10 protein-coding genes are annotated in these 12,440 nt (G+C 61.0%); 2 read left to right on the top strand and 8 right to left on the bottom strand.

Annotation, left to right across the window (positions count from 1 at the left end):
• The first annotated feature begins 21 nt into the window (after window positions 1-21).
• Entirely contained in the window at window positions 22-912 is an 891-nt protein-coding gene (locus CKW13_RS05115; protein WP_095107508.1) for an ATP-binding protein, read from the top strand.
• Entirely contained in the window at window positions 909-1,391 is a 483-nt protein-coding gene (locus tag CKW13_RS05120) for a GAF domain-containing protein (protein ID WP_095107509.1), read from the top strand. The genes CKW13_RS05115 and CKW13_RS05120 overlap by 4 nt, the downstream gene beginning before the upstream one ends.
• Here CKW13_RS05120 and CKW13_RS05125 read toward each other — a convergent pair whose 3' ends face one another.
• From CKW13_RS05125 to CKW13_RS05160, 8 genes are all read right to left on the bottom strand, one after another.
• Window positions 1,392-4,340 (bottom strand): HD domain-containing phosphohydrolase, encoded by a 2,949-nt coding sequence (locus CKW13_RS05125; protein ID WP_095107510.1) that lies wholly within the window; start codon window positions 4,338-4,340, stop codon window positions 1,392-1,394. It abuts the gene before it with no gap.
• Between the two features lie 209 nt (window positions 4,341-4,549).
• The gene (locus CKW13_RS05130; protein WP_095107511.1) at window positions 4,550-8,179 is read right to left on the bottom strand and encodes a transporter substrate-binding domain-containing protein; all 3,630 of its coding nucleotides are present in this window, start codon (window positions 8,177-8,179) and stop codon (window positions 4,550-4,552) included.
• Window positions 8,180-8,187: 8 nt separating this feature from the next.
• Window positions 8,188-8,814 (bottom strand): response regulator transcription factor, encoded by a 627-nt coding sequence (locus CKW13_RS05135; RefSeq protein ID WP_095107512.1) that lies wholly within the window; start codon window positions 8,812-8,814, stop codon window positions 8,188-8,190.
• Window positions 8,815-9,239: 425 nt separating this feature from the next.
• The gene (locus tag CKW13_RS05140; RefSeq protein WP_095107513.1) at window positions 9,240-9,629 is read right to left on the bottom strand and encodes a response regulator; all 390 of its coding nucleotides are present in this window, start codon (window positions 9,627-9,629) and stop codon (window positions 9,240-9,242) included.
• A 236-nt stretch (window positions 9,630-9,865) separates the two neighbouring features.
• Complete coding sequence (locus CKW13_RS05145) at window positions 9,866-11,197, bottom strand: deoxyguanosinetriphosphate triphosphohydrolase (protein WP_095107514.1); 1,332 nt, start codon at window positions 11,195-11,197, stop codon at window positions 9,866-9,868.
• A gap of 145 nt (window positions 11,198-11,342) precedes the next feature.
• On the bottom strand, window positions 11,343-11,681 hold the full coding sequence (locus CKW13_RS05150; protein ID WP_095107515.1) for a hypothetical protein: 339 nt from the start codon (window positions 11,679-11,681) through the stop codon (window positions 11,343-11,345).
• Window positions 11,678-12,058 (bottom strand): phage holin family protein, encoded by a 381-nt coding sequence (locus CKW13_RS05155; protein ID WP_095107516.1) that lies wholly within the window; start codon window positions 12,056-12,058, stop codon window positions 11,678-11,680. The genes CKW13_RS05150 and CKW13_RS05155 overlap by 4 nt, the downstream gene beginning before the upstream one ends.
• A gap of 1 nt (window position 12,059) precedes the next feature.
• Window positions 12,060-12,374 carry a YqjD family protein gene (locus CKW13_RS05160; RefSeq protein ID WP_095107517.1) on the bottom strand — a complete coding sequence of 105 codons (315 nt, stop codon included), beginning with the start codon at window positions 12,372-12,374 and terminating at the stop codon, window positions 12,060-12,062.
• Window positions 12,375-12,440 lie beyond the last annotated feature (66 nt).

Consider the following 12,440-nt stretch of genomic DNA (forward strand, 5'->3'; position numbering starts at 1 on the left):
AACAAGCCTTGAGGAGAAGTCGTGGATTCTCGATTGAATGCGTTTCTTGAACGTGCCGACGCCGTGCTGGCGCGCCTGGAGCCCTTGCTGCCGGCGCCGCGCCACGCCATCGACTGGACGACGTGCCTGGCGGCGCGCTGGCAGCGCGATGGCCGCACGGGCTACCTGATGCCGCTGGAGGTCAGCCTGGATATGCGCCTGAGCGATCTGATCGGGGTCGATAAGCAATGTGAGCAACTGGGCCGCAACACCCAGCAGTTCCTCGACGGCATGCCCGCCAACCACGCCTTGCTGTGGGGCGCGCGGGGCACGGGCAAATCATCCCTGGTGCGGGCGCTGCTGGCTGAGCATGCCAAGCGCGGTTTGCGCCTGATCGAAATCGAGCGCGATCACCTGGCCGACCTGCCGCGTGTGGTCGAGCAACTGCAAAAATTGCCCCAGCGCTTCGTGTTGTTTTGCGATGACCTGTCGTTCGAGACCGGGGAGGGGGACTACCGGGTGCTCAAGAGCGTGCTCGACGGCTCCCTGGAACAGGCGCCGGACAATGTCTTGTTGTACGCCACGTCCAACCGTCGGCACTTGGTGCCGGAGAAGGAAAGCGACAACGAGAACTGGAAAATGGTCGACGGTGAACTGCACCCCAACGAAGCGGTGGAAGACAAGATCGCGCTGTCGGACCGCTTCGGTTTGTGGCTGTCGTTCTATCCCTTCACTCAGGAGCACTTTCTTAACGTTGTCGAACACTGGGTCGGCGAGCTCGCAGCCAAGGCCGGGCTGGCCTGGCAGCGTGATGAGGAGCTGGACATCCTTGCGGTGCGCTGGGCCACCGGGCGCGGCAACCGCAACGGGCGCTGCGCCTACCAGTTCGCCCGTTATTGGGTGGGCCTCAAGTTGCTGGAGCAAAAGCCATGATCGATTTGCAGCAAAACGTGGCGGGCCTAGAGGGCTACAGCTTGCTCCTGGCGCAACTGGAGTCGTTGCTGGCCGATGAGCGTGATTTCATCGCCAATGCGGCGCAGTTCTCGGCGTTTCTGTTCAACCAACTCGATGATCTGAACTGGGCGGGTTTCTACCTCAATAAGCATGAGGAACTGGTGCTCGGCCCGTTCCAGGGGCAGATCGCTTGTGTGCGTATCCCGTTCGGGCGTGGTGTGTGCGGCGCGGCTGCGGCCACGTTGCAGACCCAGCGGGTGGATGACGTACATGCCTTCGCCGGGCATATCGCCTGCGACAGCGCATCCAACAGTGAGTTGGTGGTGCCGCTGGTCAAGGACGGGCGCCTGATTGGCGTGCTGGATCTGGACAGCCCCTTGCTGGCCCGCTTTACCGAGCAGGATCAGGCCGGGATCGAGGCCTTGGCGCAGGTGTTCCTGCGCTTGAGTGACTGTTAATCAGGCTTTGAGGCCGGCCTTGCTGAGCAAGCTGTCGGGTTCGACGAGGTCGATCTGCTGCGGCGCGAGGAACTGCTCGGCGTATTGGCGATAGATGCCCGCCTCGATGAACAGGCCGAATAGTTGCGGGTCGATGTGGGCATCACGGCACATGCCGGCCATGATGCCCAGCGCCTCACTGAGGGTCTTGGCCTTCTTATACGGGCGATCGGCGGCGGTGAGGGCTTCAAAGATATCGGCAATCGCCATCATGCGCGCCGGCAGGCTCATGTCTGCGCGCTTGAGCTGCTTGGGGTAACCGGTGCCGTCCATTTTTTCATGATGGCCACCGGCGATCTCGGTGACATTGCCCAGGTGGCTGGGAAACGGCAGGTGGCTGAGCATCAGGATCGTCTGCACCATGTGGTGGTTGATGACGTAGCGTTCCTCGCGGGTCAAGGTGCCCCGGTTGATGCTCAGGTTGTACAGCTCGCCACGGTTGTACTTGTAGGCCGGCACCTCGAGCTTGAAACCCCAGGGGTTGTCGGCCGGAATCAGTTCGCTTGGTGCGCGCTCGAACAGGTGCTCGGGCTTGTCCGCCAACAGGTGCTCGGTGGCCGGCAGGCTGGCGGCGGGCGTACGCGCCTGGCGCGCATTCTCTTCCCAGGAAACCCCGAGGCGATCATCCAGGGTGCGGGTCCAGGTGCGGGCGGCGATGGTGCGCAAGCGTTGCAAATCCTCATCGCTCATGGATTCGCCGCCCAGGTTGCAGCGGGCGACAAAGGCAAAGTCATCATCCAGGCTGGCCAGGCTGGCATCGCGTAGCGCCGCCAGTGGCTGCTCGTCGCCGCCCAAGGCCCGGGCCTGCCAGAAACTGACCCAGGCATCGCGCTTGAGCACCTCGAAGCGGGTGCGGATTTCATGAATGCGGTCGCACAGGGTCTCCAGTTTGGTCGCCTTGTCGACCACGTATTCTGGCGTGGTGACCTTGCCGCAATCATGCAGCCAGGCCGCGATGTGCAGGGCTTCCCACTCGTCCTCGCTGGGGCGGTAGGCGCGAAACGCCGGTTGTTGGCTCTCGGCAGCCGCGCGGGCGAGCATCAGGGTCAGGGCTGGTACGCGCTGGCAATGGCCTCCGGTGTAGGGGCTCTTGGCGTCGATGGCGCCGGCCAATAGCTGGATAAAGGCGTCCAGAAGCTGTTTTTGCTTGGCTTGCAGCCGTTGGCTCTCGATGCACACTGCCGCCGCGCCGGAAACAGCCTGGATAAAGGCGATGCGGTCAGGGCGCAGTTTTTCCAGGTCGGCCTCGCTGCCGCTGTCGGCGAGCAACAACACCAATACCCCGACCATTTCGTTATGCCGGTTGCGCAAGCGGATGGCAATCAAGTGCGCTCGAGGGCATTGCATGGCCAGCAGCACGCTTTGCAGGTCTTGCGCTGCTTCAAAGCCCAGGGATGCAACGGCGCTGTCTTGACGATTGAGTTGCTGCAACCAGTGCGGGGCAGTTTCGTCCTGTGGGGTCTGGACCTTGATCTGGAAGCGGGGCAGGTCCTGGGCGATGTCGTCGATGACCAGCCCGTGGGGTTCAAGGCGACCATCGTCGCTGTCGCGCAGGTAGATCAGGCCCGCTTGGGCCTGGCTGATTTTTACCGTCTCGAACAGCACCCGTTGCAGCAGCGGTTCGAAACGCGTCTCGGCCGACAGGCTGGCGGTGATTTCAAAGAAGCTCGCCAGGGTCTCCTTCATCCGAGCCATGGAAAGGCTCAACTGATCGACTTCCAGTACCGGCGAACGGCGTGTCACCGGGTAGTTGAAATCGAAACTGCGGATGGCGTCCGCTTCATCCACCAGGTCGCGCAAGGGGCGTACCAGAATGCGCGAGGTCAGCCAGCCCAGGGGCAAGCACAGGAGCAGGGTGGTCAGGGTGATGAGCGCGCCCTGCCAGCGCAGGCGATAGGCATCGGCCAGCAACTCGTCTTCAGGCACCAGCAGCGCCAGTTGCAGGCCTTGGGGGCCGCCCTCGTGCATGCTGCTGCGGGCGACCACCCACTGGCGCCGGTCGAGGGTCAAGCGGTTGCCGCCGGGGTTGTCCATGAGCAGGGCTTTGAGTGCGGGATGCAGGTCCCGGGCTTTGATAAGGCGCGCGGTCTGGCTCTCGATAATCAACTTGCTGCTGTCGGGGTAGGCCACCGCGTTGCCATCGGCATCGAACAGGGCGATTTGGGTGCTGGGGGTGACAACGTGCTTGGCCAGGGTCGCGGACAGTTGGTTCAGGGTCAGGTCCGCGCCCATCACCGCCTCGCTGCCGCTGCGTCGGGCCAGGGTGGTGCCGACATTGCGCGTGGAGAAAAACAGGTAGGGTGCGGTGGTGATCTGGTCGTCATCGCTGCGGGCACTGATAAACCATTCGCGGGCCCGCGGGTCGTAGTTCTCCCGTGGGTTGTCGCGTTGTTCCAGCAGGTTCAGCGAACGGTCGAAGAGCAGCGTCTGCGAGTGGGGGGTGCCAGTGTCGGGGCTGCGCTCGATGCTCCAGACCTGGTACGCGGCGTTGTCCGGTGCCTTGAAGCGCTCTTTCAACGCCTGGGTGGCCAGCGGCCGGACCATGAAAAAGTCGCCATCGGGATAGCCCACGTACAGCGATGCCAGGTTGGTGTTGTCGCGCAGGGCCTGGCTGAAGGGTTTGAGCAACGCCAGGCGCTGCGTCAGATCTGGTGCCTGGGCTTGGGGGTACTGGGCCAGCAGGCTGAGCAGGTGGCGGATGGGCTCGTAGGTTGACTGCAAGTCCAGGCGCACGTCCTGTTCGATGCGATCGAACAGTTTCTGGCTGCTGGAAAGGATGATCTGGGTGGTTTGTCGATAGTTGAAAATGCCCAGCACCGTGCCGGTCAGCAACAGCAGCAGGGTAAACATCACGCTGATGTGCACGTGCAGCGGGAACCGGCGTTTGTCCGGGCGCAGTGGGCTGGGCATCAAGTCTCTCCGAGTGGTCGTACACACTGCTTAGCGTTCAAGCATAGTTAAGGCCGGAGCAACCTGCCTTGGAGAGTTGGACCTGTGCCAGGGCACGCAGGCTGCTTGGGCAGTCTGTGTGTCACTGGGTGGGATGATGGCTTTTTGATTTGTTTTTGTCGAGGCAAGACTGGCCAAGTGCCCGGGGCGCGATGGCCCCGGGTTAAGTGTCAGTTCCCCGGGTTGGATTGCAGATATCGTTGCAGGGTTTGCTCCAGCTCCAACATGGCCTGCTCGATCGCGCTACGGCAGGCCTCGACCTCTTCGTGGCTGGCCTGTGCATCGCACGCCTGTTCCAAGGCTTCGCAATGCTGGGTCAGCATCAAGGCCTGGACCATACGCGCGGCGCCTTTGATGCGGTGGGCAATATCGATCAGGGCTTGCTGGTCGCCGTCATGGGGCAAGGCGAGCAGGGCCTGGCGATCTTGCTGGGTGCTGCTCAGCAGTTCGACGAGCAGGCGCTGGATCATTTTCGGCTCGCCCCCCGTCAGCAAATGCAGACTATCGAGGTTGAAGGCGTTGCGGGCCGCCAGCGGCTTGAGCCCTGCCAGGCGTTGGTGGAGGGCGGTCAGACTGATGGGCTTGAACAAGCAGTCATCCATCCCGGCCGTGGCGCAGCGCTGTTTTTCCTCTTGTTGGGCGTTGGCGGTGAACCCCAGGATCGTACAAGCTGGCCGTTGTGTGCGCTGTTCGTGCTGGCGGATGGCGCGGGTCAGGTCATAGCCATTCATCACCGGCATGTTGCAGTCGGCGATCACCAGGTCGAAATGCCCGTCTTCCCAAACCTTCAGGCCAGCGCCACCGTGGTGGGCGGTGGTGAAGCGATGCCCCAGGAAGCCCAGTTGCTGGCACATCAGCAGGCGATTGGCGGGGTGGTCGTCCACCACCAGGATGTTCAGGGGCGTGCCGGCGGTGGTGATCTCGGGCTGTTGTTCATCGGCGTCGAGCCGGGGTGCCAGGCTGGTCAAGTGCAACGTCACGCAGACTTGAGTGCCTGTCCCCGGTTGGCTGGTGAGGGTCAGTTGCCCGCCCATCATTTCGCACAGGCTGCGGCTGATGACCAGCCCCAGCCCTGCGCCGGCCCGGGCCATGTGGCTGGGGCCGTCGGCCTGGGCAAAGGGTTCGAAGAGACGAGCTTGGTCGCTTTCGCTGATGCCGATTCCGGTGTCCTCCACCCGCAACTGCATGCAGATCTGTTGGGGCGCGGTGCCAGCGTGCACTTGCACGCGGATATTGATCTGGCCACGTTCGGTGAACTTGATGGCGTTGCTCACCAGGTTGGTGAGTATCTGCTTGAAGCGCAGTGGATCGATCAACACATCGGCCTGTTCGACACTCGATTGGAAGTCCAACCCTAGGCTCAGGCTTTTCTGCCGCGCTAAGCCGTCGAACACCCGAATCACCGACTCGACGGTGTCGCGCAGGCTGACGCGCTCCGGCGTCAGGCTCAGGCGACCGGACTCGATGCGGGCGATATCGAGAATGTCGCCGATCAGCTCCAGCAGATCCTTGGCCGAGTCGTAGGCCACTTCGATGGCTGTGCGGTCGAGATGGCCCTGGTCGGCGCGTTTCAAGGTCAGTTCGAGCATGCCGATCACCGCATTCATGGGGGTGCGGATCTCATGGCTCATGGTCGCCAGGAAGGTGCTTTTGGCGCGGTTGGCGTCATCGGCCTGCTCCTTGGCGGCGCGTAGTTCATCGAAGAGTTGGCGCCGTTCACTGATGTCGATCCAGCCGCCGATGATGCCCTGGACCTCTCCCGTGGAGTCGCGATAGGGCAGGATCCAGTGATAGATCGTCAACTGGCGATCACCGATGTACAGCGCGCGATCGAGAATCATCGGCGTGCCTTCGGCGATGACCCGCTGATAGTCGGCTTCGAACTCCCGGGCCTCGAACTCGTTGCTCAAGGCGCCCTGCATCACGGTTTTGCCGATGACCTCGTCGCGGGAGGTGGAAAAGGCCTCCAGGTAACTGTCGTTGCAGCTTTGCAGCACGCCGTCGCGGTCACGCACGTAGAGGGCGTGGGGCGTGCCGTTGACCAGCGTGCGCATGAACTCGAGCTGGTCGTTCAGCGCCCGTTCGGCCTGTTGCCGCTGCTTGATCTGGCGCCGCATGTAGGCGTTCCAGGCCAGGGAAAGCAGGAGCAACAGGCCCGCGCCCAGGACGATCTGGTAGATCAGGCGAGAGTAGTTGCGCCAGTAGCTGTCCGGGTCGGCGGTGTAGCCGCGCCAGCGGCTGTTGATGATGCCCAGTTCATCCGGCGCGATGCTGAGCAAGGCCTTGTCGAGGATGGCGCTCAGTTCCACCGCGCCTCGGGCGGTGGCCAGGGTAAAGGCCGCCGGCTGTGTACCGATGGTGGCGCTGATCTGCAATTGATCTTGAAATACGCGGGACGAGATGAAGTAGTTGGCGACTACCAGCGAGTTGACGGCACCCTCGACCTGGCCCTGAGCCAGCAGTTCGGCGGCACGGAAGGTGTCGTCGGTTTCGACCAGGCGTACCTCTGGGTACTCGGTGCGTAGGTACTCCATTAAGGGGTTGCCCTGGGTGATTGCCAGACGTTTGCCGGCGAGTTGCTCGAGGCTGCCCATCACCGGGGCGTCCTTGCGGGTGAGCAGTACGAAGGAGTTCTCCAGGTAAGGGCGGCTGAAGGTGAGGCGGTCCTCGCGCTCATCGCTGGGCAGCATGGCGGCGATGATCTCGGCGTTGCCCTGTTCGACCTGGCGGGTCATCTCATCGACGCCACGGCTGCGCTGGATCTCGAAGCGCAGGCCGGTGCGCAGCCGGATGAGTTCCAGCAGGTCGGCGGTGATACCGCGGAAGTTGTTCTGAGAATCGAAAAAAGTCAGTGGGGCAAAAGTTTCGTTGACCACCACTCGCACGGTGGGGTGCTGTTTCAACCAGCGCTCCTCGCGCGCGGTAAGTTGCAGCTTCTGGTCGGTGAGCAGAATGTCGCTGCCGGCACTCCAGCGCTGGGCGATGCTATCGCGCTCGGCCATGGGGATGGCCTTGAGCGTGGCATTGATGAGGTCCAGCAAGGGTTGATCGCTTCTACGCACGGCAAAACTGAAGCCATTGGCTTCATGTTTGCCGAAGTTGGCCATCTGGATGTTCTTGAGATAGCCCTTGTTAATCATGTAGTGGGTCGAAATGGTATCGCCCAGAAATACGTCGGCCTGGTCGAAAGCCACGGCATTGATGGCGTTCTGGTAGGAAGGGTAGGCGGTGATGGTGGCCTTGGGGTACAGCGCCTTGACGTCCTCGAGCGGCAAGTAGTGGTAGACCATGCTCAAGCGCATGTCCGCCAGGCCGTCGCTCAGCGATCGGTTTTCCCGCTCGCGGGTGACCAGCACTGGCTGGTCCACCGCGTAGGGAATCGAAAGCGCCAGGTTCGGATTGCTGGCTTCGAAGCCGTTCGCGGTACCCAGCATATCCACGCGGCCCTGTTCTAGCGCGGCGATGGCCGCCTCCCGGGAACCATAGCGCTGCACCCGCACGGGCAAGGCCAGGGTGGCCGCGAGAATGCCGGCATAGTCTGCGGTGAACCCTTCATAGTCGTGTCCGCTGAGGGTCAGGTCGAAGGGGGGATAATCGGGAGCAGAAGTGCCCAGGACCAGCTCGCGCTTGTTGCCAATCCATTGCAATTGCGCTTTATCCAGATGAACTTGGGTGAGGCCTTTGCTGGCGCGACTGAGCAGTGAATAGGACTGCACATCGTTGTTCTCGGCGACCGCGAAAGTGCTCAGGCATAAACCCGTGCTCAGTAATATTAAGTAGTCCTTTAACTGCCTGGGCATCCTATTTCTCACACTAATGCGTTGCGTTTTGCCATCTCGATAAGTTCTACCAAGGACTTGGCCTTAAGTTTTTGCATAAGTCTTTTCTTATAGGTGCTGACGGTTTTGTTGCTTAAAAACATGCCCTTGGCGATTTCCTTGTTAGTGCGGCCTTGGGCAAAGAGTTGGAGCACCATCAATTCCCGGTCATTCACCGATTTGAATAAATCCAGCTCCAGGCTTACTTCTTCATCCCGGCGCGCCGGGTTCAATGCCTGGCTGGGGAAGTAGTTGTAGCCTGAAAGTACGGCCTTGATGGCGCTGAGCAGCTCACTGAGGTCCTCCTGCTTACAGACATAGCCGGAAGCACCGGACTGCATGCACCGTATGGCGAAGAGAGTCGGCGATTGCGCAGTCAGTACGAGTGTGCGCAGGGGCGTGCTCATGGCGTTGAAACGCGATAGGACTTCCAGGCCGTCGAGTTTGGGAATGCTGATGTCGAGAATGATGAGGTCTGGCATACATTCGCGGACCATTTGCATGGCGTCGACACCATTATCGGTTTCGCCGACCACTTTATAACCTTCGTGTTCTAACAACATGCGAACTGCAAGTCTGATAACGGGGTGATCGTCGACAATAAAAACGGAGTTCATAATCAAATCCCATACGAGCGCAAATAAAGCGCGCACCTTAGCTCAGAAGGGGGCAGGCACGCATGAACCGACGGGCCTGTTGATGCAATATAAGATTATTCCTACACAAAAAAAGGCATTGGATTACGAATGTGTAAGGAGGGGGAGAGGCACGTTAGTTTAATGCATTAATCTTGGCGAGATTATTTCGGTGGCATTCTTTTTCGCTGCGTAAGTCAGAATTATTCCTACTTGTCTGGCGGTTTATTCTTGTTCGCTGAAATAATGTTTTTATTGGGTATTAATGAAAAATCCACTTGCCTATAAGAGCGAGGCGCAATGGGTACGCTGGGCACTATTGGGTAGGGAGTAAATTTGCCCAGTTGACCCCGTGTCAACGCCTGATTTCTCCCGGAGTGCATAGGGTTTAAAGAGGGCGTCGGGGGTCAGGGCTTGCGCTGCAACAGCGTGCTGAACTCCCGGCGGTTAAGTGGTTTGCTCAGATAGCCCAGCAGCGGGAGCCGGCGTAGGTTGGCCTGACGCTCAAGGGCCTCGAGTTCGCCCAGGCTCAGGCTACTGAGGATGATCGCGGACTGAATCAGGCGTTGGCTGCTGGCCAGGCCGATCAGTTCCAGGCCGCCCAGGTCCGGTAGGCATTGGTCGCATAGCAGTAGATCAAAGGGTTGCGGTGCCTGGCGCATCAGCAATAGCGCGGTTTCGGCGTCATGGGTGGCGGTGAGGTGGTGAAAGCCGTAGCTGTTAAGCAGGCACTGGGTGGCAGCCAATTGAAAAGGATGATCTTCCACCACCAGGATGCGCAGGTCATGTTTGAGCATTGTGTGTTCCATGGCAAAGGCGCTCACCCGGGATGAGCCTGCAGGGCTCTTCGGTTGACGGCTCGTTCTGTTGAGCAAGATAGTCGGCGATTATTTCGCGAATACATTGATAGATTCGATCAGTTCGCTCTCTACAAGGCGTAGGGCGATTCTCTAGGCGCTGAAATGCGCGGAATATTTGAGTGTTTTCAATCGGACGTGGAGGCTTATTCCTACACGTCTTATTGGCTTCACCTCTATTGAGGGCTGGAGCGTCCGGTCATTTCCCGGGCCATTTCGGTGGCGTAGCTATCGGTCATCCCGGCAATGAAGTCGATCATGCGCAGGAACGAGCTGTGCAGGGGCTTGCTGGGGTCGGGTGCGTTGTTGCCGAGCAGGTCGAGGATGCGCCGGTTCTTGAACGAGGGCGTGCGCCCGCCATGCTGTTCCAGTGCCGCGCCGCAAAAGGCGTTGAGCAGGATTTCCAAGGTGGTGTAGGCGCCGATCTCGTGCAGGGTCTTGCGCTTGTCCTGGAAGATCTTCTTGCGCGCCATGTCCTTGGCATTCAATACGCAGCGCTTGGCAGGCCCGTGCATGTGTTCCACCAGGTCGCCATGCAGGGTGCCCGCCAGCAGCGCGTCTTGCTGTTCGACGAAGGCTCGGGCGGCGGCGTTGGTCAGGTGTTCGATGGCCTTGCCACGCAGGATCGCCAGTTTGCGCCGGCGAGAGTCCGTCGGGCCGAGTTGGCGATAGGTTTGCGGCAGGTCATCGCCCACCAAGTCAAGTAGGAGAGATTCCACTTCGGCGTAGTTCAGCAGCTCCATCTCCACACCGTCCTCCAGGTCGATCAAGGCGTAGCAGATGTCATCGGCGGCTTCCATCAAGTAGACCAACGGGTGGCGGGCCCAGCGTTGGTCTTCGATCTGTGGCAGGCCGAGCTTATGGGCGATGGTTTCCAGCAACGGCAGTTCGCTCTGGTAGCAGCCGAATTTGTGTTTCTTGTAGCCCAGGGAGTCGGCGTGGCGTGCGGTCCAGGGGTATTTCAGGTAGGTCCCCAGGGTGGCGTAGGTCAGGCGCGTACCACCGTCGAATTGATGGTATTCAAGCTGGGTCAGCACCCGGAAACCCTGGGCGTTGCCCTCGAAGTTGAGGAAATCGCCTCGTTCGGCGTCAGTCATTGCGTCGAGCCAGCCGCGCCCCGCCGCTTGCTGGAACCAATGGCGAATGGCGTCCTCGCCTGAGTGGCCGAACGGCGGGTTACCGATGTCGTGGGCCAGGCACGCCGATTGTACGACCATGCCCAAGTCGCTCGGCTCGCACCAGTCGGGCAGGGCGCCGCGCAGGGTTTCGCCGACCCGCATGCCCAGAGAGCGGCCCACGCAACTGACTTCCAGGGAGTGGGTCAGGCGCGTGTGGATATGGTCGTTGCTGGACACCGGATGCACTTGGGTCTTGCGGCCGAGGCGGCGGAAGGCGCCGGAAAAGATGATGCGGTCGTGGTCTTTGTGGAAAGGGCTGCGGCCAAGTTCATGCGGGCTGTGCAGGGGTTTTCCGAGGCGTTCGCGGGTAAGCAGGGTGGGCCAATCCAAGGCTGGTTCTCTCCGTCAGGTGACTGATGGGCTAGCTTCCCGTTTCGCGCCCCTGGCCGCAAGGGGGACTACAGATGCGCGGGCGGGCAGGCACCGGCCTCTGGTGAAAGAGGCGGGTGCCTGGGCACAACGAAAGATTGCCGGCTCAGGGTTTGCGCGAGGTGCTTAGGGCCATCTTTATCAGTGGCAGTAGGCTGGTGCCGAGCCCGACGAGGCGGGTCAGGCGCCCGACGCCGCCACTCTTGGCGCCTTTACCGGTGAAAAAGCCCAGCAGCGTCACAGCGGCCACGCCCCACAGCGGCGCATGCTTGATGCCCAGGCCCTGTTGCCAGTTCTGGGTCATTCCGCGCATGCGCTGCAAGGGTTGCAGCAATTGCTGGGACTCATGGCGAATTTCTTGGCGATGCATCTCCATGCGCAGGCGGATCAAGGCCTTGCGCATTTCGCGGCGAGAATGGCTTTGCGGGATGTCAGGCAGGTTCATGGCAGCAGGCGCTCCCGGTCGTTGGCCAGTTCTTCCAGGGTGGCGTTGAATGGCGAGGATTCGTCATAGATCGCCGCCCGCAGGCGCATGGCGCAGAACAATGCGGCCAGGGAATAGAAGACGCACAAGCCGATGATGCCCGCCAGGCGATAGCTGTCCCACAGCAGGATCAGCACCAGCGCCGAGAGCCCCACGAGCAACAGCAGGGCAAACACCAGGGCTAGCCCGGCGAACAACAGCAGGCTCACTGTGCGGGCTTTCTGCTCCTGCAATTCGATGCCGAACAACTCGACATGGCTGTGTAGCAAACCCAGGAAAGCGGCGCCTAGGCGCCGCGACGAGGTGCCGGGGGCGGAGTCGGAATCGCCGATAGCCATATCAGCGCCGAGTTGCCAGCAAGCCGATCAAGAAACCCACACCGGCCGCGATGCCCACCGATTGCCAAGGGTTGGCCTGCACATAGTCTTCAGTGGCGGTGACCGCCGCTTGGCCACGCTCGCGTAGCGAATCCTGGGACAGTTGCAGGGTTTCGCGGGCGCGCAGCAGGCTGTCGTGGATCTGCCCGCGCAACTCATCGGCTTGATCGCCGGCCAGGGTGGCGGTGTGTTCCAGCAAACGTTCGGTGTCGTTCACCAGGGTTTGAAAATCCGCCATCAGTATTTCTTGAGCAGTCTTTGCTGTTTTGCTGGCCATGGTGATCTCCGTAGGTGGCTTGTGTGTGATTCGAGTATTGGGCGCGTGGGAAGGTTCAGTGCAATT

Source organism: Pseudomonas sp. Irchel 3E20, from assembly GCF_900187645.1.
GTDB lineage: Bacteria > Pseudomonadota > Gammaproteobacteria > Pseudomonadales > Pseudomonadaceae > Aquipseudomonas.

Excerpts from the sequence above, each read along its gene's own strand:
- CKW13_RS05120 (WP_095107509.1), top strand. The coding sequence starts at position 909 with ATGATCGATTTGCAGCAAAACGTGGCGGGCCTAGAGGGCTACAGCTTG.
- CKW13_RS05125 (WP_095107510.1), bottom strand. The coding sequence starts at position 4,340 with ATGCCCAGCCCACTGCGCCCGGACAAACGCCGGTTCCCGCTGCACGTG.
- CKW13_RS05130 (WP_095107511.1), bottom strand. The coding sequence starts at position 8,179 with ATGCCCAGGCAGTTAAAGGACTACTTAATATTACTGAGCACGGGTTTA.
- CKW13_RS05135 (WP_095107512.1), bottom strand. The coding sequence starts at position 8,814 with ATGAACTCCGTTTTTATTGTCGACGATCACCCCGTTATCAGACTTGCA.
- CKW13_RS05140 (WP_095107513.1), bottom strand. The coding sequence starts at position 9,629 with ATGCTCAAACATGACCTGCGCATCCTGGTGGTGGAAGATCATCCTTTT.
- CKW13_RS05150 (WP_095107515.1), bottom strand. The coding sequence starts at position 11,681 with ATGAACCTGCCTGACATCCCGCAAAGCCATTCTCGCCGCGAAATGCGC.
- CKW13_RS05155 (WP_095107516.1), bottom strand. The coding sequence starts at position 12,058 with ATGGCTATCGGCGATTCCGACTCCGCCCCCGGCACCTCGTCGCGGCGC.
- CKW13_RS05160 (WP_095107517.1), bottom strand. The coding sequence starts at position 12,374 with ATGGCCAGCAAAACAGCAAAGACTGCTCAAGAAATACTGATGGCGGAT.